At 39.4% G+C, this 24729-nt stretch carries 17 protein-coding genes; 11 read left to right on the top strand and 6 right to left on the bottom strand.

Going from position 1 to position 24729, the window contains the following annotated elements; translation table 11 throughout:
* Nucleotides 1–46: 46 nt before the first annotated feature.
* The 3 genes from AC559H_RS23165 (at nt 47) to AC559H_RS23155 (ending at nt 2553) form a co-directional block, all read left to right on the top strand.
* Complete coding sequence (locus tag AC559H_RS23165) at nt 47–2014, top strand: S8 family peptidase (RefSeq protein ID WP_081696199.1); 1968 nt, start codon at nt 47–49, stop codon at nt 2012–2014.
* An 87-nt stretch (nt 2015–2101) separates the two neighbouring features.
* On the top strand, nt 2102–2308 hold the full coding sequence (locus tag AC559H_RS23160) for a cyanobactin biosynthesis system PatB/AcyB/McaB family protein (RefSeq protein WP_026794796.1): 207 nt from the start codon (nt 2102–2104) through the stop codon (nt 2306–2308).
* A gap of 47 nt (nt 2309–2355) precedes the next feature.
* Nucleotides 2356–2553, top strand: coding sequence for a cyanobactin biosynthesis PatC/TenC/TruC family protein (locus AC559H_RS23155; protein ID WP_026798605.1), 198 nt, complete (start codon nt 2356–2358; stop codon nt 2551–2553).
* 299 nt (nt 2554–2852) lie between these two features.
* On the opposite strand, the gene AC559H_RS23150 is transcribed toward AC559H_RS23155, so the two are convergent.
* The 3 genes from AC559H_RS23150 to aroB form a co-directional block, all read right to left on the bottom strand.
* Nucleotides 2853–3572 carry a Uma2 family endonuclease gene (locus AC559H_RS23150; protein WP_026798111.1) on the bottom strand — a complete coding sequence of 240 codons (720 nt, stop codon included), beginning with the start codon at nt 3570–3572 and terminating at the stop codon, nt 2853–2855.
* Nucleotides 3573–3610: 38 nt separating this feature from the next.
* Nucleotides 3611–4639, bottom strand: a complete 1029-nt coding sequence (locus tag AC559H_RS23145) for a peptidoglycan recognition protein family protein (protein ID WP_026798604.1) — start codon at nt 4637–4639, stop codon at nt 3611–3613.
* A 652-nt stretch (nt 4640–5291) separates the two neighbouring features.
* On the bottom strand, nt 5292–6401 hold the full coding sequence (gene aroB / locus AC559H_RS23140; protein WP_026794799.1) for a 3-dehydroquinate synthase: 1110 nt from the start codon (nt 6399–6401) through the stop codon (nt 5292–5294).
* 113 nt (nt 6402–6514) lie between these two features.
* Between aroB and petL the strand changes: the two genes are divergently transcribed.
* Entirely contained in the window at nt 6515–6619 is a 105-nt protein-coding gene (petL, locus tag AC559H_RS23135; protein ID WP_071782514.1) for a cytochrome b6-f complex subunit PetL, read from the top strand.
* Nucleotides 6620–6782: 163 nt separating this feature from the next.
* On the opposite strand, the gene AC559H_RS23130 is transcribed toward petL, so the two are convergent.
* Nucleotides 6783–9053 (bottom strand): pentapeptide repeat-containing protein, encoded by a 2271-nt coding sequence (locus AC559H_RS23130; RefSeq protein ID WP_148292244.1) that lies wholly within the window; start codon nt 9051–9053, stop codon nt 6783–6785.
* Nucleotides 9054–9478: 425 nt separating this feature from the next.
* Here AC559H_RS23130 and AC559H_RS23125 point away from each other — a divergent pair, with 425 nt between their 5' ends.
* Together AC559H_RS23125 and AC559H_RS23120 are read left to right on the top strand one after the other, a co-directional pair.
* Complete coding sequence (locus AC559H_RS23125; RefSeq protein ID WP_051319827.1) at nt 9479–10996, top strand: GGDEF domain-containing response regulator; 1518 nt, start codon at nt 9479–9481, stop codon at nt 10994–10996.
* Nucleotides 10997–11057: 61 nt separating this feature from the next.
* Nucleotides 11058–15506, top strand: coding sequence for a PAS domain S-box protein (locus AC559H_RS23120; RefSeq protein WP_051319828.1), 4449 nt, complete (start codon nt 11058–11060; stop codon nt 15504–15506).
* 11 nt (nt 15507–15517) lie between these two features.
* Here the strand turns inward: AC559H_RS23120 and ctpB are convergent, their stop codons facing one another.
* Nucleotides 15518–16816, bottom strand: coding sequence for a carboxyl-terminal processing protease CtpB (ctpB, locus tag AC559H_RS23115; RefSeq protein WP_026786019.1), 1299 nt, complete (start codon nt 16814–16816; stop codon nt 15518–15520).
* A gap of 483 nt (nt 16817–17299) precedes the next feature.
* On the opposite strand from ctpB, the gene AC559H_RS23110 reads away from it, so the two are divergent.
* A complete protein-coding gene (locus tag AC559H_RS23110) occupies nt 17300–18145 on the top strand; it encodes a hypothetical protein (protein ID WP_051340221.1) in 846 nt (281 codons plus the stop codon).
* Nucleotides 18146–18266: 121 nt separating this feature from the next.
* On the opposite strand, the gene AC559H_RS23105 is transcribed toward AC559H_RS23110, so the two are convergent.
* Nucleotides 18267–20003, bottom strand: a complete 1737-nt coding sequence (locus AC559H_RS23105) for a serine/threonine-protein kinase (protein WP_237745622.1) — start codon at nt 20001–20003, stop codon at nt 18267–18269.
* 538 nt (nt 20004–20541) lie between these two features.
* On the opposite strand from AC559H_RS23105, the gene AC559H_RS23100 reads away from it, so the two are divergent.
* From AC559H_RS23100 to AC559H_RS23085, 4 genes are all read left to right on the top strand, one after another.
* Entirely contained in the window at nt 20542–21972 is a 1431-nt protein-coding gene (locus AC559H_RS23100) for a form I ribulose bisphosphate carboxylase large subunit (RefSeq protein WP_026794802.1), read from the top strand.
* Nucleotides 21973–22107: 135 nt separating this feature from the next.
* Entirely contained in the window at nt 22108–22512 is a 405-nt protein-coding gene (gene rcbX, locus AC559H_RS23095; protein ID WP_026786016.1) for a RuBisCO chaperone RbcX, read from the top strand.
* A gap of 66 nt (nt 22513–22578) precedes the next feature.
* Nucleotides 22579–22914: a ribulose bisphosphate carboxylase small subunit gene (locus AC559H_RS23090; protein ID WP_026794803.1), complete on the top strand. Its 336-nt coding sequence runs from the start codon at nt 22579–22581 to the stop codon at nt 22912–22914.
* Nucleotides 22915–23086: 172 nt separating this feature from the next.
* Nucleotides 23087–24700, top strand: coding sequence for a glycosyltransferase family 39 protein (locus tag AC559H_RS23085; protein WP_051340223.1), 1614 nt, complete (start codon nt 23087–23089; stop codon nt 24698–24700).
* Nucleotides 24701–24729 lie beyond the last annotated feature (29 nt).

The following is a 24729-nucleotide window of genomic DNA, read 5'->3' as shown; positions in this document are numbered from 1 at the left end:
AGGGGGGGTTGGGGGGGGGTAAAACAAATACAATCAGATAACCAAAATGACTAACATTCCCGGACTAAAAAAACTATGGTCAGAAACTAGAGGTGATCCTAAAATTTGTGTTGCTGTACTTGACGGTATAGTTGACCAAAATCACCCCTGTTTCATCGGTGCTGACTTAACCCGACTCCCTAGTTTAGTATCGGGAGAAGCCAACGCCAACGGCTCAATGTCAACTCACGGGACTCATGTTGCTAGTATTATATTCGGTCAACATGATTCACCAGTAACAGGAATTGCTCCCAATTGTCGAGGCTTAATTGTTCCCGTTTTTGCCGATGAAAGTCTAAAATTATCGCAATTAGACTTATCCCGTGCGATCGAACAAGCTGTTAATAATGGTGCTAATATTATTAATGTTAGTGCGGGACAATTAACTGATGCAGGAGAAGCAGATACTTGGCTAGAAAAAGCCATTCAATTATGCCAAGAAAACAACGTATTGCTAATCGCAGCAACGGGAAATGATGGCTGTGAATGTTTGCACGTCCCCGCATCTTTGCCCACCGTTTTAGCAGTGGGAGCAATGGATGACCAGGGTAAACCCGTTGATTTTAGTAACTGGGGAGACGCATACCAAAAGCAAGGCATTCTTGCCCCTGGAAAAGATATTTTAGGAGCAAAACCCAACGGTGGTACAATTAGATTGAGTGGTACAAGTTTTGCGACTCCTATTGTGAGTGGAGTGGCCGCTTTATTACTGAGTTTACAAATAAAAAGAGGGGAAAAACCTGACCCTCAAAAAGTCAAAAATGCCCTTTTAGCAAGTGCTACTCCCTGTAATCCCAAAGACACCGATGATCAAAGTCGCTGTTTAATGGGAAAATTAAACATCCTTGATGCGATAGAATACTTAACAGGAGAAACAATGTCCGAAGACTTAGAATTAGAAAGCGTAGAAGCTTCTGGTTGTGGTTGCCAAGATACTCAAATTAACGAGTCTGAATTGGATAATCAACTAGAAACAGCATCAGAAATCAAACCTGATGAAATAGTTGCTTCTGTAACTACCCAAACCCCGATTAATATTCCTTCATTCCCTCAACAAACTACAAACCAACCTACCATGTCAAACCGTACTTCAAATTTTGTTACCGCCAGTGAAGCACCTAGCGAACTTGAAGGCAAAAACTTAGTTTATGCTTTAGGTGTATTGGGTTATGATTTCGGTTCAGAAGCCCGTAGAGATTCCTTTAAACAGTTAATGCCAGGTGTTAGTATTGAAGGAACAACGATTCCCTCTAATCCCTACGATGCTCGTCAAATGGTGGATTATTTAGGGGAAAATTTACCCGAAGCTAAAGCGTTAATTTGGACATTAAATTTAGAATTAACTCCTATTTATGCGATCGAACCCGTAGGCGGTTTTTCCCGTGATGTTTATGAAGTGTTACAGGGACTTTTAAGCGGACAAATTCAAGAAGAAAATAGCCCTGAATTTGTACAAAGAGTTAGTATTCCTGGTGTTTTAACTGGACGGAGTGTTAAATTATTCTCAGGACAAGTTGTTCCCGTAATTGAGATTAATAATACTCGTGGTTTGTACGGTTGGAAAGTTAATTCTTTAGTTACTGCTGCGATTGCAAGTGTGCAATCAGAAGCTGGTGATGCTCAAGAAGATGCAATTCGTCGCACCTTAAGCAGTTTCTTAAATCGGATTTATTATGATTTACGCAACTTAGGTACAACCTCTCAAGATCGTGCCTTAAATTTTGCTTCTACTAATGCTTTCCAAGCCGCTCAAACCTTTGCTCAAGCGGTGGGTGCTGGTTATGAATTAGATAGTATTACAGTAGAAAAGAGTCCATTCTGTCGTTTAGATAGTGATTGTTGGGATGTTAAACTGAAATTCTTTGACCCTGAAAATAGCCGTCGCGCCAAAAAAATCTATCGCTTTACCATTGATGTTAGTGATACAATTCCTGTCACCTTGGGTGAAGTTCGTTCTTGGTCAAGTGCTTATTAACCCCCCTACCCCCCTTACTAATGGGGGGATTATAGACCCTCCTTAGTAAGCAGGGATTATACAAATAATCAATAAGGATTAAATCAAATGAGATTACCTAACCTTTCCCCTCCAGTCAAAAGACCTGATGTTATTTATCCCCATCGCTCTGTAGATGTGGTTAACGGAACAGAAGAAGAATTACTTAGTATTAGATTGAAATTATTACACGGTGCAAATTACAATGATCCGGCGGCTTTTGCTCACAGAAGCTATCAACAACTTAAGTCTTCAGGTTGTGGATGTGGATTTTAATATAGGTTGTTTATCTAACTTAAATTTAACTAGGAGTTAAGAGAATTATGAGCGAGGAAAAGAAGACAACAGCAGACAATAAGGTGACTAAATCTGTCAGCAAACCCGAAAAAAAAGAAATTCAACAAGATTGTCTGATGACCGGACTTTCGGATTATGGTTTCTGGTCACAGCAAGTTAAACAAGAAGTTGCAGCCCGAAAAGAGCCTGATGCTCCTTTCCGTCGGGGTCGGATTTGGTGTTAGTTTTGGTGCGATCGCAATTAAGCAGGACTTACGCAGTTACGCTATATGTAGCGTACTAATGAGTTAGCGATGCCGACAGGCGGCGGTACTGCCATCGCGCTCGTAAGTCAAACGAGATCGCTTTAACAAAACAACCTCTTAAAGTCCCCCAATTTTGGGGGATTTAGGGGGCAAATATTGCTACTTTAGAAATCTGTTCTAAAAGTGCTGATAAATCCTTCATAATCTTAGCATTCTAAACACTATACATTTCAAGCCATCTAGCCCCCTAGCCCCCGAAATTGGGGGAAAATAAATAATTAGGACTTTTGAGGGCAATTACTATTATCATTGGTATGCGATCGCCTACTTTTGACAAAATCTTGATGTTCTCCGGTTGATAAACCCTGTTGTAAAACAGCTAATACTTGAGCTAAATTTCCGGCTAATAAAGATTCTTTATCTAACCATAATCCAGGGAATACTTGAGAGCAAATGACACCATCTATATTAGGATCAAGTTGAATATATTCTCCATTATTTAATCTAAACCAATCAAATTGACAGTCATAAACTCGCCACACTAGATATTCTTGTACTTGATGGTGAAGATAAACTTGCAGTTTTTGATGTAAGTCAATGGAGACTGTACTAGCAGCAATTTCAGCAATTAATTCCGGTGCACCTTCTACATAGCCATCGTCACTAATGGTGGATTGTCCCCCCAGTTCAATTCTTAGCAGCGCATCAGGTTGAGGCTCGTTATCACCATCTAAACGGACTGTCGCATTGTCTCCCAATTCAATACCCGGTGTAGCTGACCAATAGTTTCCTAACCAAGTGATAATCCGAGCATGGGGATTTCCATGTTGGGTGATTCTAAGAGGAGATGCCATATAAACGATTCCTGCAATCAATTCTGCTTTTTGATGGTCAGGCATTGCTTGATAGCGACGCTCAAATTCATCACGAGTTAGTTTGTCGCCGTTTTCTAAGATCGGAATTGTTAAGTTTGTCGAAATTTCATTCGCAGCTATCATAAGTTTTTTCTGCTCTTTGCTATGCTGTTATTATAATTTCAATTCAAATAAGCTGATTGACAACTAATCATAATTTCCTGAGTCCGGGGATAGGATTGTAAATATTGAACAAACAGTTGAGCATCAAAACTTCTAGGATCTCGCCTTTCCCCTGAACGGTCAACCGCCGCATGGGTTGTAATTCTAGCATCAGGAACCCCAGTTTTTGCTACTAACCAGGCTAAAGATTGATATTGTTCATTCGTATAACCACTGTGAGAATTAGCATTATTCCGACCATCCACAGGGGTTTCTAAAGAAACATGATAAGCAAAATTATTCACCGAAGGCGGACGTTTAACATGGGTTTTTACGGTTTCCGTTCCCGTTGAACTAGCAAATACCGAATTTCCCGCACCAAAAGCTCTTAAATCCGGGGGAACAATATAAACAATATCCCCAGTTAACATAATTAAAGTATGATAACTGGCTTGATTATCCTCCGAAGCTTGGGGATTTTGGAACAAATTTACCGCACTATAAACATCCGATACGGTTTCATGAATCACCACAATCGGGGCATTATTCACAGGCTGACCATTAATATCATATAAAAATCTTTGTCCGTAATTCGTCGCATTCGCCATGGCTTGATATTCATTGGGAGTGTAACCCGCCCCCCCTTGAAGATTGGCCGTTTGCACATCCGTTGGCCGACGAAACCGATATAACGTGACTGGATTAACGGCTGGCCCAGGTCTACCATTAACTGGGGGGTTCGGGTCGGGTTGTAGGGCGCAGGTTCCCTGGACAGGAATATTATTAGCATTAACCATCATTTTCGCTTCTGGCTCCTTCAACTTGGGCGGTTCTGGGGGTTTCTCATCGTCCACCAGTTTGACCTCTGCGGGTTTTGGGGGTGAAGATACCATTTCCGCCGTCACCCGCTCGAAGGTGACAGGAGCAGGCTGTTGTTGCCATAATGTCATCCCCTGTGCTAGAATCCAATCTTGATTTTTTAGTCCAATTGTTACCCCCACCGCCAGTAAATACAGGGTTAACAGTAGAATCGGAGTCCATTTTCTCATGGGTGAATTCAGCCCGGTTGAAGTGCAGTGTTTTCCAGTGTACAACAACAAATAATCAAGTAAAAAAAATCCACTGGTGATGAGCCAGTGGTGAGGAACGAAACGTGATTTTGGTGTGAGGAGTTAACTTGCCTTTGATTTATCGAAAAAATGGGTTTAAAACCCCGTCGTTCTACGACGGCTTTTTATTAAGATAAATAACAAAACTACCGAATTGCTGTGGTTTTTTGTTAACATACCAGTGGTGTGAAAAAACCCACCCTATCAAAGATACTCCGAAACAAATATCAAGGTTGACAGTCCTGTGGGGTTGACGATGAGAAAGGGGAAGCGGATGTAAGGCAATGGTAAAGTCCAACCTTGAACGCATTGGTTAACAACAAATTTAACAAAAAGTTTAACTTGTAAACGAGGTTAAACTCAAAGTCGCGGGAGGGCATTCCGAGACTTAAAACGGACGTGGAGACAGTATAAGACTACTTTTTGTGTAGCAACAGTCTATGAAGCGTCAACTCCATTCAGCGACCATCCTAAAAAGATGGCGTGGTGAGGAATCCCCGCCCGTTTTACGGCGGGGAGGATGTCAAAGATTATCGTGACGATATGAAGTTAATGTGTCAATCCGATGACATTAATTTGACGTTTTGCCCATCTAAGCTAGACAACGAACGGGAGAAGTTTCTAATACTTGACGGATTATATCAGAAGTGACAATATCTGTCACCGTTGCGGCTCCGATGCGAGTCGGTAAGACAAATCGGACTTTTCCAGCTTTAACTTTTTTATCCGTTTGTAGACTTTCCAAAATATGATCAATATTCAGTCCGGGGGGAAGTTGGGTCGGTAATTTCGCCTTTTCAATAATATCAAATTGACGGCGATCGCTTTCTTCATCCCATAATTCTAATTTCAGCGCAATTTGACTGGCGGCGACCATACCAATTGCTACTGCTTCCCCATGAATTACCACGGTATATCCGGTTAAACTTTCCACTGCATGACCAATGGTATGACCATAATTCAAAATTGCTCTTAACCCCGATTCTTTTTCATCTTGACTCACCACATCTGCCTTACTTTGACAGGAACGGGTTAAAATTTCTTGTAATAATCCACTATCTAAAGATTGAATATTATCTAAGTTTTGGGATTGTTCTAATTTATCAAATAATTTATGATCCCAAATCACACCATATTTAATCACTTCTGCCATTCCCGCCCGAAATTCTCGTTCAGGAAGGGTTTGCAAAACATCTGGATCAATTAATACTAATTTTGGTTGATGAAACGCCCCAATTAAATTTTTTCCTTGGGGATGATTTACCCCAGTTTTCCCACCAATAGACGCATCAACCATCGCTAATAAAGAGGTAGGAACTTGAACAACATTAATTCCGCGTAACCACGTCGCCGCCGCAAATCCGGTCATGTCTCCAATAATTCCTCCTCCTAAAGCAACCATTGTGGAGGAACGTTCTAATTTATGTTTTAAAGCCGCATCATAAATTTTTTGCAGGGTTTGGGGGGTTTTATATTCTTCTCCGGCGGGAAGGTTACAAATAGCTACATCAAATCCCGATTTTTCTAACGCTGTACAAGTGCGTTCTCCATAATAGTTAAGAATTTCCGGGTTAGAAACTAATAATATTTTTTTGCCTAAATTTAAAGGAGTGAGTAATTCCCCCAAACGATCTAAATTTCCAGCACCGATGGCAATATCATAAGATAATAAACCTAAATTAACTCGAATCAACGACTCCATATTTTTTCCTTATTAACTGACTCTTAAAAATTGTATTCCATTTTTAACCCGTTACGGATAGTCACAGAATGATCACTCATGATTCAATGGAGTAATGTTTATGGAGATGTCTAATGATTACAGCCGATGGCGCGATCGCTTACCTGGTCATCTATGCGGGTGCCTTAGTCGCAGCAGCAGGAATCATGTTTACCCTGCGGGCAGTTAAACTGATTTAATTCTACCCTGTAGAGACGCGCCATGGCTCGTCTCTACCCGTTGTTGCGCTTAAGCGCATCTTCTCTTAATTTCTTAATGAGAGAGAGCCCTGAAGGGCTCACTACGTTGTTTAATCAAATCTTCTCTTAATGAGAGCCCTGAAGGGCTCACTACGTTGTTTAATTAGATCTCCTCCCCCTTCAAGAAAATTCGAGTTTGATCAGATAATCCCGCATTATTCCCTAATTTAACCCCAACAATTTGTGCTTGGGAAATCCCACTACGAAATAGATTAGCGCCCTGTAAATCGGCATATAATAAAATCGCATCTTTGAGATTAGTATGACGAACAATTGCATCTATTAAAGACGCATAAGTGAAATCAACCTGCATCAAATTAGCCCTAGTTAAATCGGCTTTAGTTAAATCAGCATAACTCAGATTACTTTGGGCTAAATTAGTATCTCTCAGTTGGGAATTGATTAAAATAGCCTGACTTAAATTGGCTTGATTAACCATTGCACCCATGAGATTTACATTAGATAAATTCGTGGATTGTAGGTTAGCTTGAGATAAAATTGCCCGCTCTAAAATAGCACCTTCGAGATTAGCACCTTCGAGATTAGCACCTTCGAGATTAGCACCTTCGAGATTAGCACCTTCGAGATTCACACCTTCGAGATTAGCACTTTTTAAATTAGCCCCTTTTAAATTAGCCCCTTTTAAATTAGCTCCTTTTAAATTAGCTCGATTCAGGTTAGCCCCTTGTAAATTTGATTCTGATAAATCTACTTCAGTTAAATCAGTATTTTCTAAATTCGCTTCTTGTAAATTCGCTTTTGTGATAATTGCTCCCCTTAAATCAGCCCGATTAAAATTAGCGTGTTGTAAATCCGTAGCAGTTAAGTTAGCGTGTTTCAATTCAGCCCGACGAAAATCTGTTTTGATTAAATTAGCCCCGGTCAGATTCGTATAATTAAGATTAGAAATAAAAAATTTAGTTTCTGTAAAAATTCCCTGACTTAAATCCGCATGGCTGAGTTTAGCTAGACTTAAATCTACTCGAATCAGTTTAATAGATTTTAAATCCATATCGCGCAAATCTGCACCGCGTAAATCCTGACCTTTTAACTCAATTTCTTTGAGATTGGTACGGCGTAAATCTGGCCCTTTAAATTGAGAAAATAAACGATAGGTGTCTAATTCTGTTCCCGACTGAGTTCCGGGTTCTAAATCTTTAGTTTTGACTAAAAAATATTGAATATTTTCTGTAAATAAGGTAAAGACTAAATTAAAAATTTCTAAAAATTGGATTAAACCCTGACACTCGAATTCTGCATGGTCTTGATAGAATTGAACCAAATTGGCAATACAAATTTCTAAATAGGTTCGACAGGAACTCCCTAATAATACTAATTTCAGCAGTAAAATCACTAAGGTCAGTTGACTTCCCTGACGAATCATTAAGTTAAATAAAAATGAAGGGGGTTTCCCGGGTTCAATTAATAAAAACTCTAGCAGTCGGTTACAGCTTCTAATAATCAGAGCCTTATTAACAATTTTCTGATCATGGAGACGGTACAGAGATTGCAATTTTTCTTCTATTTTTTCCCTGAGAATATTCGCCGGATATTGCTGACTGACATTAAACATCAAATATTGTGGCAAACATTGTTTAAATTTTTGATAATCAAAATCTTGAGTATTTTGTAAAAACAAGTTAGCCTGATTACCATAATTAAACACACGCTGGGTAGAAATTGTTTGTTTAATTAAATTTATGACTTCATCCCCAAGTTGGGTAGGATTATTCAGTTTGTGATTTTTACCCATTGGAGAGTCTAAACGGGTAATATACATCGCCAAATCAAATTTATATTGATCTTTAAGCTGTTTTGCTAAATTACGAGCGACTTCTTTTTGTTCCCTAGAATTGCGAGGATTAAGATATTGAGGAACTAATAAATAGGATTGATAACGGCTACTCCAATTATTGCGATCAAAATTCGCACATTGGAGTAAATTTTGATAATCTTCACTGCTTAAAAAGTTGTTCAGCCATAGAATTAGTCGGCTTTCTTGAATGGATAAACAAGTTTGATAAATATCCGGGGAGTTTGATAATCTTTGGATCAGGTTTTTAATCAACCTTTGCTGACGTTTAAGTAACCAATTATTAATCAGAATATAGCAACATCTTTGAATCGTTGAATGAAAGCAAGATTCTCCCGTTTCCACACTCAAAATAGTCTCTAAAGCTCTTTGCACCTCGGGCTGGCGTGGACACAGCAGGTAGAAAAATAGTTGTTCAAAGCTATCTAAAACGACTTCTGGACTGGAAGTTTGTACCCCATGCAGGAAAAACTCATAGATCACTTCTGCTGTCATCCCTAAAGAGACAGAAAAGGAGTGACCCGTAGAATGGTCGGAAGTGTGATAAGATTTGCTAATCAATTTTTTCCTGACCTAATAAACTGTTAGATGCCCGGAGTAAGAATACTCCCACGAGCATTATAGCTTTATTTGGGATAATTGGCAATATTTGATCATAGCTTTACATTGATTTTACAATTACACAATAGCACCCTTTATATAAACACTAGATTTGTGAAGATCAAATAAGAGACTTCAAAAATATAACAAATCATTAAGAAATTCAAACTTTTATTTGCTTCCCAAGTTTTTATTTACAATTTTTCGGTTTAAACTGAATAAATCTGCTTGAAAATTTACTCCGGTCTAATGTTGTAGAATTATTAACTTTACTGCCGTTCAGAACAGATTAAGGTAAAATAAACAAAACTTAGGTCTTTAATCTAGGTATAATGGATAGCAATCTCGGACTGGCGGATTAAGGACGGTTTAATCTGAGGTTTATTATGTTAGCTGAATTAGAGCGAATGTATGTGTCTTATAATTTTGCACCCAGAGCAGATCTGCTAGTTATTGATGATACACTAGCAAATTTAAGGCTGTTAGTCAATCTACTTCGAGAAAATGGCTATAAAGTTCGAGCCGTTAGTAATGGTTACGAGGCTCTGGAGACCATTCAAAAGAGTCCTCCTGACTTGATTTTATTAGATATTCTCATGCCCGATTTGTCGGGTTATCAAGTGTGTAAAATCTTAAAAGAAGATATTATAACTCGGGATATTCCGATTATTTTTCTTAGTGCTTTAAGTGATGGATTAGATAAAGTCCAAGCTTTTAGTGTGGGAGGTTCAGATTATATTACTAAACCTTTTCACGTCGAAGAAGTGTTGGCTAGGGTAAAAAATCAACTCACCATTCAATGGCACAAAAAACAACTTGAGCTTGAAATTTTAGAACGGGAACAAGCTCAAGAGGCTTTACGGCTCCAATATCAACGGGAACAAGCTTTAAATCGAGTAATTCGGGCGATTCGTAATTCCCTGGAAATATCAACGGTATTTTCTACGGCGGTCACTGAAATTGGTCAACTTTTACAAGCTGATTGGGTGGCAATTGTTCAACATTTATCCCAATATAATAGTTGGCAACCGATTGTTGAATATTTCCCCAATTCTGATCTAGCTAAATTAGTCAATACCAAACTTTCTAATTCCGGTTATTTATTAACAGAACGTCTAAAATTATTGCAGACTTTTTGTGTTGAAGATCCAGAAACAGTTATTGATCCCTGTAATCAGGATTTAATTGAACAATATTCCAGAATTTGGTTGCCGATTCCTATTTATTCCCATGGGGATGCTTGGGGAAGTTTAAGTATTGTTCGCCATCACTCCGTACCCTGGTCAGAAACCGATGTCGAATTGGCTGTGGTCGTCACCGATCAATTAGCGATCGCCATCGAACAATCCCAACTTTATCAACAACTACACCAGGTTAATCAAGAATTAGAAAATCTAGCGAATTTAGATGGGTTAACCCAAGTAGCAAATCGCCGTCGATTTGATCAAATTTTAGAACAAGAATGGCTAAGATTACGACGAGAAAAACTGCCCCTCTCTCTGATTTTAGCTGATATTGACTATTTCAAATTATATAACGATACCTATGGTCATTTAGCCGGAGATGATTGTTTAAAACAAGTTGCCAGAGCCCTTAATCAAAGCCTCAAACGTCCTGCGGATTTAGTTGCCCGTTATGGGGGAGAAGAATTTGCCGTGATTCTTCCCAATACCTCCCTAACCGGGGCATTACAAGTGGCAGAAGCCATTCGAGAGGCTGTTTATAATTTGCAATTATGCCATAAAACATCCCCTGGAAAGGGTGTAATTACCCTAAGTTTAGGGGTCAGTAGTTTAATTCCATCAGGGGATGAAGAACCACAAATACTAATAAAAGAAGCAGATCAAGCCCTCTATAAAGCCAAAAATAAAGGTAAAAATATTGTCTGTCATTTGTCATCTTAACCGAGTTTTTTAACTAAGATTATTCTTCTAACCATATTAACTAAAAAGTGCAGGTATTCTGATGAGTAAGAAACAATCATTTTCATCAAATCCTACTCAATCTTTAGAAAATCTAAAAGTTTTTTCTATCCCGATTAATTTATTGATTTTTGGGTTAGGATTTCTGAGTCTATTTATTGGCATTGTTCAGTTAATTTTTACCGATTCTATTCTGATTCATCTGATTTATAACATCATTAGCTTAATTTTGAGTGGCTTAATTTCATCAATCTATGGACATGATATTTGGATTAAAAATCAATCATTGATTGATCGTAAAGAAAGAGAAACCCATCTGCGCCAAAGTGAAGAACAATTTAGAAGTATCTTTGAAAATGCCTCAATTGGTATGGCAATTTTGAGTTTAGAGGGTCAGTGGTTACGGGTAAATCAAGCCCTATGTGAAATTGTCGGCTATCCTCAATCAGAATTACTTAATTTAAACTTTCAGAAAATTACCCATCCCGATGATTTAGCAACAGATACTCAGTATCTCCATAGCCTATTAAATAATCAAATTCAGACCTATCAACTTGAGAAACGATATATCCATAAACAAGGACAGATTATTTGGATTTTACTCAATGGTAATATTGTTCGAGATCATCAAGCAAATCCCTTATATCTTATTACCCAAGTTCAAGATATCACTCACCGTAAACAACTGGAAGAAGAATTAGCTCAACGAGAATCCTGGTTAGATGCTTTTTTTGCTTGCGCTCCCGCCGGATTATTAATTTTAGATGATCAAAAAAAGTTTATTAAAGTTAATAATTCAATCGCAAAAATGCACGGAATTTCGGCTGATACTCATATTGGTCAATCAATTCAAGATGTATTTTCTGAATATACAACCATTTTAGAATTTGTCTGTGATGAAGTATTAAGTAAAGGTGAACCAATCTTAGATTTAGAAATTAGTGGTGAATATAATGATTCGGGTATGCGTAGTTATTGGATGGCTTCATTTTTTCCCCTATCTACTAATATTTATAGTAGTGCTTCTGGTGTCGGTGGAGTGTTATTAGATATTACTGAACGGAAACGAGTAGAATTAGAATTAAGGTCTGTCAGTGAACGATTGCAATATTTATTAACTGTGAGTCCCGCCGTAATTTTTAGTTGTCAACAAGAGGGAGAGTATAAAATTACTTTTATCAGTGATAATGTCCATTCTTTATTGGGTTATTACGCCCATGAATTTATCAGAAATCCCGGTTTTTGGTTACACCATGTTCACCCTGAAGATATCAAACTTTTACGCTCAGGATTAAAGCATATTTTAAAGCGAGATATATTTAATTATGAATATAGATTTCTACACGCTGATCATACCTATCATTGGTTAGATATGCAAATGCGGTTAGTTAGAAATTCCAAAGGTCAACCCTTAGAAATCGTGGGATATTGGGTTGATATTAATGATCGTAAAAAAGCAGAATCCGAACTAAAAATCACCCAAAGACGCTTACAAACAGTGATTGAAACTATTGGAAATGGGATTACTTTAAGCAATACCCAAGGCAAATTTTTGATCTTTAATTCCCAGATGGAAAGAATCACAGGATATGGTTTAGAAGATACTCAAAGTCACCCGGATTTTATGCGGTTACTCTATCCCGATAACCTGGCTTATCAACAGGCGAGTGAACGGTTACAACAGGTGATTCATCAAGAGTCATTACATAATATTGAAACCACAATTATTACTAAATTGGGAGAAACTAAAACCCTATTAATTTCAACGGTATTATTAGCAGATGAATGGGGAGAACTCTTTTTAACGGTTTATCAAGATATTACGGAACGCAAACAAACTGAAGCCACCTTACAAGCGATTAATGATCTATTACAAGCTACCATTCAAGCTGCTCCCGTTGCTATTGATGTTATTGATCATAATGGTAATATATTAGTTTGGAATCCGGCGGCGGAACGGATTTTTGGTTGGAATGTTCAGGAAGTAAGGGGTCAAAAATTACCGATAATTCCTACGGATTCTCAACAAGAATTTCAACAAATAGTGGAAAATACTTTTTCAGCTAATACCTTAAGCCAAGTGGAAACCAAACGTCTACGCAAAGACGGAGCTTTAATTGATATTAGTTTATCAACTGCTTTAGTCAGAAATTCCCAAGGTCAAATTATTGCTGCGATGGGAATTTGTGAAGATATTAGTGAACGCAAACGGACGGAAGAAGCCCTGCGTCGTTATGAGAGAATTGTGGCGGCGACAACGGATCAAATTTGTTTGATTGATCAAAACTATACCTATCAGTTAGCTAACCCGGCTTATTTGAATCTTTATCATCAAGTTTTAGAAGCATTAATGGGTCGTCCAGTGATGGATTTTGTGGGTTATGATCAATTTGAACAGATTATGAAACCCAACTTAGAACGCTGTTTAGCAGGAGAAGTAATTCATTACCATTGTTGGTCAGATTTACCTCCTTTGAAACATCAATTTTTGAGTGTTACCTACGCCCCTTATTATGAACTTAATCAAAATATTTCTGGAGTTGTGATTAGTATTAGAAATTTAACCGAACTAAAAATTGCTGAAGAAAAATTACGACAAAGTGAAGAAGCATTAGTGGAAGCTCAAAGAATTGCTCATATTGGTAATTGGAAATTTGATGTCGCCACTCAAAAAATAAGTTGGTCAGAGGAAATGTTAAGAATTTTTGGATTAGAAAAATCCCAGACTGAATCGAGTTATGTGGAGTATTTACAGTATGTTCATCCTGAAGATCTTAGGAATATTGAATATCATATTAAACAAGCAATTAAATCAGGAATTTCCTATGAACTAGATTATCGTATTATTCGCACCGATGGTTCAATTCGATATTTAGAAGTTCGGGGGGAAGGGGTCAGAGATGAGCAGGGAAATATTGTACAACTGTTTGGAACAGCTTTAGATATTAGCGATCGCAAACAAGTAGAATTAGAACTGCAAAAAGCTAAGGAATCTGCAGAAGTTGCCAATAAAACTAAAAGTATTTTTATTGCTAATATGAGTCATGAGTTAAGAACTCCCTTAAATGCAATTCTGGGATTTGCTCAATTAATGAGTCATGATTTAGCCCTTCCCGCCTATCAACAAGAAAATTTAGAAATTATTCGCCGTAGTGGTGATTATCTGCTCCATTTAATCAATAATGTTTTAGATTTATCCAAAATAGAAGCCGGACGCATGACCTTTGATGAAAGTACCTTTGATCTCAATTATTTAATTTTATCCATCTGGGAAATGTTCCCTTTACGAGTAGAAACTAAAGGATTAAAATTTTGTCTTAATCTTCAACCTAATGTTCCTCAATATATCATCACAGACCCCAATAAACTCCGCCAGATTTTAATTAATATTTTGGGAAACGCGATTAAATTTACCCAGAAAGGAAGTGTTACTTTAACTGTGTCTTGCATCTATGACGAAGAAATCCGATCGTCCTCTGTCATTGCATATAAACCCTTTAACCATCAATCATCAACTACTAATCTCCAACCTTCAACAGTTAATAGCCAGAACCTAATTCTTAGATTTGAAGTTGAGGATACAGGAGTGGGAATTGCCGAGGCAGAATTGAATAATATTTTTGATGCTTTTATTCAAAGTCAATCGGGTAAGAAAGCCCTAGAAGGGACAGGTTTAGGATTAACAATTACCCGGAAATTTGTTGAATTAATCGGAGGGAATTTGGGAGTGAAAAGTACCCTGGGAGTTGGGAGTATCTTTTGGTTAGAAATTCCCATCTTGGTGACCCAGGGAAGCCAAATTCAATCCCCAGAAATTAGTCGCCAGGTCTTAAGTTTAGCTCCGGGTCAACCCGAATATAAAATTTTAGTGGTGGATGATCAACCCGAAAATCGCCAACTGATGATCAAATTATTAACTCAAATCGGTCTACAGGTTAAAGAGGCTGAAAATGGACAAGAAGCTCTCCATATATGGGAAGAATGGCAACCCCATTTAATCTGGATGGATATTAGAATGCCGATTATGAATGGTTATCAGGCGACTCAACAAATTCGTGCGAGTTTACAGGGTGAAAATACCGTGATTATTGCTTTAACCGCCTATGCTTCCAAAACTGATCGTAACTTAGCTATATCGGCCGGATGTAATGACTACTTGAGTAAACCTTTCCAGGAAAATGAACTATTCAGTAAAATGGCCGAATATTTGAAGTTAAAATACGTCTATGCAAACTCCACCACTTCCGCCCCCAGATCCTCCATCCTCTCATCTTCGGTTAACCCGTCCTTAACCTCCGAAAGTCTATTAGTGATGTCGAGGGAATGGATTATCGCCCTACAAGAAGCCTGTCTTCTCTGTGATGAAGAAGAAGTTCTACATTTAGTTCAACAAATTCCCTCGGAACATCAAACTTTATCCACTGTTCTGAAATCTTTAGCCCGGGATTTTCAATTTCAACAGATTCGACAGTTAACCTTAGATAATCCTTAAGCTCAAACCCATTATTTAGACTCGTTAATAGCTAAGGGTCGATTTCCACCCAGCCCCGCGAGAATAGAAATGGCTTTGGCGTAAAAAGGATCTTGGGGTGTCCCAATTAACTTCGGATCAGTAGCCAATTGTTTTTTCTGATCATCGGAGATATCCACCTTAACATCGGGGGTAACTCCTTTGTGGCTAATATCAATACCATTGGGCGTGTAATAATGGGCGATTGTCACCGCCAACCCGGAACCATCAGACAGGGAAAACACCGATTGGACTAAAGCCTTGCCAAAGGTTTGAGTTCCCATCACCACACCCCGTTGATTATCCTTCAATGCTCCGGCTAAAATTTCACTCGCACTGGCAGAATTACTATCGACTAACACGACAACAGGTAATTTTGTGATCGAGGTGCGGTTATTACGAATTTCCTGGGTTTTGCCATTACGATCAACGGTACTCACAATTGCCCCCGTATCCATCCACATCCGAGCAATATCAATACTGGTACGCAATAATCCCCCAGGATTTCCCCGTAAATCCAGAACAAAAGCCTGAACATTTTCTTTGGTTAAGGCTTGAATCGCGGCTTGCATTTGTTCGGCTGCATGGGAATTAAATTCTCGCAGTTGAATATAACCAATTTTGCGATTTCCTTCGTTATTGACACGATAGGTAACGGTTTCTAATTCAATTCGGGCGCGAGTCAGGGTCAAATCAAATTCTTTTTCTCCTTCCCGTCCCATGCGTAAATTGACATTTGTGCCAACAGACCCCCGAATTTTATTGGCCGCTTGTTCCACGGTCATACCCGTGGTGGAGACTCCATCAATAGCAAGTACCCGATCCCCCGACTGAATTCCCGCCTTGATGGCGGGAGAATTTTTAATCGGTTCGACAACGGTAATGGCTTTGGTTGTTTCATCCAGGGTCAACTGCATTCCCACCCCAGAAAGTTCCCCGGCAGTTTGATTCGTCAACGCTTCATACTGTTTAGGATCCATGAAGCGGGTATAGGGATCTTGGAGTTTTTCTAGGGCTTTTCGCAGGGCTGTATAGGCTTCTTCCCGGGAAGTATAGTTCTTGCTCAGGAGTTCTTCCCTTTGGGCTTGCCAGTTAACTTGGTTAAACTTCCCATCAACAAATTCTCGAAAAACAAGCTGCCAAGCCTCATCCAATACGGCTTTAGGGCTATCTTTGAGGGGGGCACTGACGCTACTACTCCAAGCGGGCATGACGAAGGCGGTAACGGCTGCGATCGCGCCTGTAAATAAGGCCTGACGGAGCGGAGAAAAGCGTTTAACGTTTTGATTCATTGAGTCTCCCTATATCGCTTGATATCCTTAACTCCTCGTTAGAGTTAGGATTGAAAGCCTAGATTTAATTTTAAAGTGATCTGATTCTGAATTGACTGGCCAAAGGAAAAAACGGGTTAAGATTGGTGATCTTTACTGTTTTCCCACGCAATTTTTCCCGATTTAAGAGGGATTGACAACAATCAAGTCATGCCAGATCCCGATCTGACCCATTGCCAAATTTAGGGGATGCAAAATCGTTGCCTGAAAAAAACCTCTAGTTGCTCCTTCATGATGGCGTGTCGATTTTCCTGACTAAATTGTTTTAGCTGCTCTGATTATAGCTCGACATGGAATTGGATGGGTAGGGTTGCTGTTAATGGTAGGTAAAAGAATTAGTCCCGACCAATTACACCCACAATAAAAGTTTAACTTGAGTTTTTCAAATCGGGTCAAAAAATTCATGATATTATTGCAAAAGCACCAGGAGTTCTAGCAAAAATTGTGGTTCGTCTTTTAGTTAAGTCTGCTTTGCCAAAAGGATTATCTTTTCTGATGCCGATGGCGATCGCTGGAATCGCCTTAGTCAGTGTTATTGGAATACAACTCTATGCTCCGGGCGGGTTGGAAGTTTCTCGGGTGCAAACGGCACAATTGGATAAGGAAGCTATAATCGCAGCCAAGCAAGAAAAAGAACGGGAGGCGGCGCGGTTAGGATTACTTAAAAAATTCCCCACTCTGGGTTATGGGAATTTGGTCGCGGGTTGGACATTTTTAAACTTTCTGCAATATTTTGGGGATGATTTAGCGCGGGAACAAACAGATTATGAATTGTTAGATAATTATTTCGAGGTCATCGTGGCTCACGATCCCCTTTGGGTGGAAATGTATAATTTTTTATCGACATCGGTTTCTTTTTACCAAGCCCGACCTGATTTAACAGTTAAACTGATAGAACAGGGGTTAAAGTCTATTTCTCCAGAAAAAAATCCTCGATCTTGGTTGGTTTGGAGAACTAAAGGCATTGATGAATTATTATTAATCGGTGATACTCAGGCTGCAATTAAATCTCATGAAATGGCAGCAAAATGGGCAGAAGAAACACCGGATAAAGATTTTGCTCCTCGTTTACGAGAATTTGCTGAAATTTTAAGAAAAAATCCCGATAATAAATTAATCCGCATTCAATCTTGGTTGATGGTTTATAGTGCGACACAAGATAAGCTAGTTAGAAAAAGAGCGATTCAAGAATTAACTAAATTAGGAGTTAAACTGGAAGTTCAGAAAGATGGGGAGTTAAAGTATACTATTCCTGATGAATCTCCAAAAGCTGAAATTAAAAAGAAATAAAATAGTTTGGTAGTTAAACTATATATAATCTAGTGAGGAATATTTGATTTCAAAACCCGCGTCGGCGGGTTTCGTCTGTGTAGCGACAGATTTCAATCTGTCGGAATCTGAAAACTTATAACTAATTTCTAAACCATCGAAATAGGGGAAGAATGAAATAGTGAGTTATCCCCAAACAAAAAGCTGTTGTGCCACTGAGTAAAGCCATAAATCCTAAATTATGCCATAAATTAGAGTATTGAATTTGGGTGGGAAACTGTAACATTCCTTGAGGCAAAATATGAAATTGATTGAAACCTAAAAATATGGTAGTAACGGTTAATAAAACAAAGATTCCCTGAAATATTTGATCACTGCGTAATCCTAAACCTAAAGTTACTAACCCGGCGGCTATTCCGAAAGGGAGTTGATTAAACAATTCTAATTTCCATCCCTGAAGACCTATATTTCCTAACTTATTGATCAGTTGTTCACTAGCCCCTCCGACAATATAGCCTAATATTCCCATGATCCCAGCTAACCAATAACGGCGACGTTGACCAAACCCTCCAGCATCGGTTAATCCAATTCCGGCTCCTAATCCAGCTAATCCCCAAACTAACACTTCCGCGCCTAAAGTTAGGGGAACTTTAGGCAAAATTCGGGGTAATTCTTGAGCTAAAATAAGAGTAATTTTTTCTCCCAACCCAGGGAAATAAATTAATATTGATCCAACTACTGTTCCCACAATTGATCCGGTTCCAGCTAAGGCAATTTCCCAACTGGTTTCCACTAAACCCCGAACAGAATGTATGGTTAGTTTTCCTATTCCAAAAAATAGTTGAATTAAGCCTTTATCCCATTGAATTAAAGTCGTTGTCAGATTATCAACCAACCGTTGATGGGAAGACATCATCCGTCGAGGATGTTTTTTCTGTCGAATAATTCTAAAAATATCCGTTTGAATTTCTTTAGCGGTTTGGGGACGTTGACGGGGATCAAGTTGCACCATCCGATCTAATAAATGAGCAAACCCAGGACTCACCTGGGCTTTTTCTCGCCAACGTAATTCCCCGGTGTAAGCATCATCTAAATCCCCTGGAAATTGACCCGTTAATAAATGAATACAAGTGCGTCCCAAGGCATAGAAATCCGTTGCTGGCCCAACCATCGCCCCCATTACCTGTTCCGGGGGACTATATCCGGCGGAAATTAGGCGAGTGCTACTGCGGGGGCTACTTTCGCGATCGCCATGGGGGATAGGGCCAATTTGTTTTGCACCTCCAAAGTCAATCATCACCAGTTGGGTGTCCGAAACTTGGCCCCCCTTGCCGCCAGATGTCATCCGTAACATCAGGTTTGAGGGTTTGATGTCTCGATGAATAATTTGATGGCCATGCAATTCCCGTAGGATATCTAAGGCTTGGGAAAGCCAACTGATCACCCAGTCTTCGGGACAGCCTTGGGGATATTGCTCCAAAATTTCCTGTAGGGTGTGGCCATGAATCTTTTCCATTACCAAACAGGGAAGATGGCCTTCGGAGACGTTACGTTTTTTTAAATAAAAATAGCCATCTGCTTCGACCCTAGGCACTCCTGGGTGGCGTAATTGGGCTAAAACCTCCGCTTCTTGTTCAAAGAGTTCTAGGGCTTTGGGGGAGGGTTCCAGCAGGACTTTCAGGACTTTTTCGGTTTGGGTTTTCAGATCCCAGACGGTATAAAGACGGGAAAACCCCCCAGTCCCTAAATTATGTAAGGGAATATAGCGTTGGTTGAGTTGTAGGGGGGCGCCGCAACTCTGACAAAATTTATTCCCCCAAGGTTGATTTGAGGGATGGGAGCATTGGGGATTAATACAATGGATGGTGGGTGAAGTCACAATGGGCGGTGAACAGTGATTGGTATTGAGTTAACCACCATCTTAACGAACAGTCTTACGGATCACCCAGTTTTGTTTTAATAGACTTAAATCAATCATTAATTAATTTACTATAGACTATATACTATTTATAAACCTTGAGACTTAAACTACTACCAATCTGAAGTGGACAAGACTTAATTTTCATCGCCTAACCTGAATTTAAAATACGGAATTACTGATGATGTTCTGCTTGACAACAGACTATGATTGTGCAATCTAAATTTTAGAAAATAGTTAAGTAAAATCACTTATTCTGTTGTCCAGAATTTATTTCATAAGACTTAATATAAAAAAAGTCATTTTGGTGATATGTAAGCGAAAAAATAACAGGGATCTGAGGTAAATCTGGCAAAACAAGAAGAAATATAAACAAATGTTATAAAAATATTAAAAATATTCAACGTTGCAATGACTCGTTTCTTGATACTATTTTAATCAATTGCCAATCCGTGCATAAAATAATCGATTCCTAAACAAAGGGAGCTTTAAGGGAGATATGTCTTACTCTCAAACACAAACCAAGTCCAAATCTGGCTATAAAGCTGGTGTACAGGACTATAAACTGACCTATTACACGCCCGACTATACACCTAAAGATACAGACATTCTGGCTGCCTTTCGGATGAGTCCTCAACCTGGAGTACCCCCGGAAGAAGCTGGTGCTGCGGTTGCTGCTGAATCCTCGACCGGAACTTGGACAACGGTGTGGACGGACTTGCTGACTGACCTCGACCGCTATAAAGGTCGTTGCTATGAAGTCGAACCCGTTCCCGGTGAAGATAACCAATATATCTGCTACGTTGCCTATCCTCTGGATCTGTTTGAAGAAGGTTCCGTTACCAACTTACTGACATCTTTAGTCGGTAACGTATTTGGTTTCAAAGCCCTGCGGTCACTGCGTTTAGAAGATTTACGCATCCCCATCGCTTACCTGAAAACCTTCCAAGGCCCTCCTCACGGGATTACCGTTGAGCGCGATAAATTAAACAAATACGGTCGTCCTCTCCTCGGTTGTACGATTAAACCCAAACTCGGTCTGTCTGCCAAAAACTATGGCCGCGCCGTTTATGAAGTTCTACGCGGTGGCTTAGACTTCACCAAAGACGACGAAAACATCAACTCCCAGCCCTTCATGCGCTGGCGCGATCGCTTCCTGTTCGTTCAAGAAGCCATCGAAAAAGCTCAAGCAGAAACCGGGGAAATCAAAGGCCACTACTTAAACGTGACCGCCCCCACCTGCGAAGAAATGATGGAACGGGCTGAATTCGCTAAAGAAATCAAAACCCCGATCATCATGCACGACTACCTTACAGGTGGTTTCACTGCTAATACCACCTTGGCTAAATGGTGTCGTCGCAATGGCGTGTTACTTCACATTCACCGTGCTATGCACGCTGTGATTGACCGTCAAAAAAATCACGGGATTCACTTCCGCGTTTTAGCCAAATGCTTACGGATGTCTGGTGGTGACCACCTGCACTCCGGTACCGTTGTGGGTAAACTCGAAGGCGAAAAAGGCATCACCATGGGCTTCGTTGACCTGATGCGTGAAGATCATATTGAAATTGATCGCTCTCGTGGGATTTACTTCACCCAAGATTGGGCTTCCATGCCTGGTGTGATGCCCGTGGCTTCCGGTGGGATTCACGTTTGGCATATGCCCGCCCTGGTGGAAATCTTCGGCGATGACTCTTGCTTACAGTTCGGTGGTGGAACCCTCGGACACCCCTGGGGTAATGCTCCTGGTGCTACCGCTAACCGTGTGGCCCTCGAAGCTTGTGTTCAAGCGCGTAACGAAGGTCGTAACCTGATGCGTGAAGGCGGCGACGTCATCCGTGAAGCTTGCAAATGGTCTCCTGAACTGGCCGTTGCTTGCGAACTCTGGAAAGAAATCAAGTTTGAGTTCGAGTCAATGGATACCGTCTAATTGATTCCAGATTGAAGATTGAAGATTGAGGATTTTGGATTGTGGGTCAGACTTGACAAGTCAGGTCGGTTGTGGTTACAACTCAATCCAAAATCTAAAATCTAAATCCATCATCAAGAGGGTTAGGGTCAGCCTATGGACATCAAACAAGTTGCGAAAGAAACATCAAAAGTGCTGGCAAGTTACCTGACCTATCAGGCTGTAAGGATTATCACGGATCAACTATGGGAAACTAACCCTGGACAAGCGATCTGGCTGAGTGAATTTTCCTCAACCGGGAAGATTCAGGACGGAGAAGCCTATCTACAGGAAATGCTCCAAGAAAATCAGGAGATGGCGTTTCGGATGATGACGGTACGGGAACATCTCGTGCAGGAAGTAGCCGATTATTTACCGGAAATGGTTCGTGAAAATATTCAAAAAGCCAATATAGATTATCGGCGCCAGTATTTAGAACGAATTACGCAACTGAGTAGTGTTGAATCTAACCCAGAAATCGAATTACAAACCGATTCAGAACCGAACCCCGACTTGCGGTGAGTTTCAAGGATGATGACCACTGCGATCGCCTATTAACCTTTAGTGGATTTAACTTTAGAAACAACAATGCGGACATTACCAAAAGAACGTCGTTTTGAAACGTTATCCTATCTTCCTCCCTTGACCGATTCTCAAATTGTCAAGCAAGTCCAATATATTCTGGATCAAGGATATATCCCCGGTGTGGAATTTAGCGAATCTTCCGAACCCACCCAACATTATTGGACACTGTGGAAACTTCCTTTATTCAATGCCACTACTTCTCAAGAAGTCTTGAATGAAGTTCAAGCTTGCCGCCAAGAAAATTCCAAATGTTATATCCGTGTGATGGGTTTTGATAACGTGAAGCAATGCCAAGTGTTAAGCTTTATCGTCCACAAACCCAGTAGCTCTTTATACTAAGTAGGGTTTGAGATGGAATGAGTTAGGGCGACATGAATCATCCCCTAACTCGCTAATTTCTTAAAACTATTTTAGAACTTGAGCCAAATTTGAGCAGGGGAGATCCCTGCTTTTTTAGTCAGAAGCTTTAAGATTAAATTTTATAAAATCAAACTTAATTTAAACGGATTTTATGTGGCGTCTCTGGAACTTTTTTAAAAGAATTCGTCCTCAAATTCTGAGGTTATTTTTAATTGTTGTTATTGTCATTGGTATCGCCTTTCGATTTGTGGCTTTAGATGGAAAAATCTATGGGCATGATGAGGTTTATACTACTTTGCGATCGGCTGGATATACGGGTGAAGAATTTGCTCAGGAATTCTATCAAAATCGTATGGTTTACCCCGTTGATCTCCTAAAATATCAACAACTGAAACCCAATAGTACCCCCCTAGATACTCTCAATTCTTTAGCTACAGAAGATCCGCAACTTTCTCCGTTTTACTTTTTATTAGCACGGGGATGGATGTTTTTGTTTGGTAATTCTATTCTGGCTTCTCGATTTTTACCCGTTTTAATTAGTTTAATTTCCTTGCCGTTTATGTATTTATTGGCTTGGGAATTATTTCAATCTTCCCAAACCGCATTACTGGCTACGGCTTTTTTAGCCCTATCTCCCTTTGATATTTTATTTGCTCAAACTGCCCGACAATATAGTTTACTTACCTTAATGGTAATTGCTAGTGGTTATGCTTTACTCAAAGCAATTCGTTGGCGACATCCGCTATTTTGGGCGGGTTATAGTTTAGCCTGTATTTTTGGACTCTATACCCATGTTTTATTCGGGTTAACCATGATGGGTCATGGGGCTTATATTCTGTTACTGAGTATGGAGTCTTCCCGATCTTTTAAAAAACGAAAACGCTTTCCTTTTTCTCAGTTATTATTGGAATTTTTAGGTGCTGTTGCGATCGCAATTCTAGCTTTTAGTCCTTGGTTAATTATTTTAATCAATAATTTACAACGGGCGATGGATGTTACTAACTGGTCTAGTTATCCCACCAGTTTACTAAATTTAAGCAAGTTTTGGATTTTGAGTTTTACTTCTGTATTAGTTGATATAAATTTCGATTTCAACAGTATTCAGATGTATTTACTCAGACTTCCTTTTGTGATCTTAATTGTGGTGGCATTATTTCAAATTAGCCAACAAACAAACCAAAAAACCCGCCTATTTATTTGGACATCTATTTTAGTTCCTTTTTTAATATTAGCCTTACCCGATGTGCTTGTAGGGGGAGGACGTTCCGGGGTAACTCGCTTTTTAATTTCCTGTTTTCCTAGCGTTCAATTAGCCGTTGCTTATTTGTTTTCTACTCATATTAAAAATAATAAAAATTCCTTAATTGATGGAGAAATATTTTGGCGATCGCTACTAGCTATAGTTTTTACATTTAGCTTAATTTCTATTAGTATGAGTGCTAATGCTCAAAGCTGGTGGCATCAAATTCCCAGTTCTGAAAATCCTCAAATTGTCCAACAATTAAATAAAAATAAATCTGCCACTCTCATTGTTGATCGCGGGAGTGATTATACAAATTTAGGGAATATTATTTCTCTAAGTTATGAATTAAACCCTGATATTAAACTATTTATGGTCAATGCGGAACCGAATCTATTATTACTTCCTATTGGCCCCAGGGTTTTTATTCTTAACCCCTCTCAAAAATTGCGCCAAAGGATTGAAAGTCAAAACTATCAATTAGAAAAAGTTGATCAACAATCACAACTCTGGGAACTCAAGTAACACAATCTTGACTTAAAATAGTGTATAAT

The sequence above is a fragment of the Planktothrix prolifica NIVA-CYA 540 genome, from assembly GCF_963864145.1.
GTDB classification, from domain to species: domain Bacteria; phylum Cyanobacteriota; class Cyanobacteriia; order Cyanobacteriales; family Microcoleaceae; genus Planktothrix; species Planktothrix agardhii.
This window is presented reverse-complemented; position numbering and strand designations above follow the sequence as displayed.

What these genes read in the sequence shown, in the direction of transcription:
- AC559H_RS23165 (WP_081696199.1), top strand. Translation starts at nt 47, where the DNA reads ATGACTAACATTCCCGGACTAAAAAAACTATGGTCAGAAACTAGAGGT.
- AC559H_RS23160 (WP_026794796.1), top strand. Translation starts at nt 2,102, where the DNA reads ATGAGATTACCTAACCTTTCCCCTCCAGTCAAAAGACCTGATGTTATT.
- AC559H_RS23155 (WP_026798605.1), top strand. Translation starts at nt 2,356, where the DNA reads ATGAGCGAGGAAAAGAAGACAACAGCAGACAATAAGGTGACTAAATCT.
- AC559H_RS23150 (WP_026798111.1), bottom strand. Translation starts at nt 3,572, where the DNA reads ATGATAGCTGCGAATGAAATTTCGACAAACTTAACAATTCCGATCTTA.
- AC559H_RS23145 (WP_026798604.1), bottom strand. Translation starts at nt 4,639, where the DNA reads ATGAGAAAATGGACTCCGATTCTACTGTTAACCCTGTATTTACTGGCG.
- aroB (WP_026794799.1), bottom strand. Translation starts at nt 6,401, where the DNA reads ATGGAGTCGTTGATTCGAGTTAATTTAGGTTTATTATCTTATGATATT.
- petL (WP_071782514.1), top strand. Translation starts at nt 6,515, where the DNA reads ATGATTACAGCCGATGGCGCGATCGCTTACCTGGTCATCTATGCGGGT.
- AC559H_RS23125 (WP_051319827.1), top strand. Translation starts at nt 9,479, where the DNA reads ATGTTAGCTGAATTAGAGCGAATGTATGTGTCTTATAATTTTGCACCC.
- AC559H_RS23120 (WP_051319828.1), top strand. Translation starts at nt 11,058, where the DNA reads ATGAGTAAGAAACAATCATTTTCATCAAATCCTACTCAATCTTTAGAA.
- ctpB (WP_026786019.1), bottom strand. Translation starts at nt 16,816, where the DNA reads ATGAATCAAAACGTTAAACGCTTTTCTCCGCTCCGTCAGGCCTTATTT.
- AC559H_RS23100 (WP_026794802.1), top strand. Translation starts at nt 20,542, where the DNA reads ATGTCTTACTCTCAAACACAAACCAAGTCCAAATCTGGCTATAAAGCT.
- rcbX (WP_026786016.1), top strand. Translation starts at nt 22,108, where the DNA reads ATGGACATCAAACAAGTTGCGAAAGAAACATCAAAAGTGCTGGCAAGT.
- AC559H_RS23090 (WP_026794803.1), top strand. Translation starts at nt 22,579, where the DNA reads ATGCGGACATTACCAAAAGAACGTCGTTTTGAAACGTTATCCTATCTT.
- AC559H_RS23085 (WP_051340223.1), top strand. Translation starts at nt 23,087, where the DNA reads ATGTGGCGTCTCTGGAACTTTTTTAAAAGAATTCGTCCTCAAATTCTG.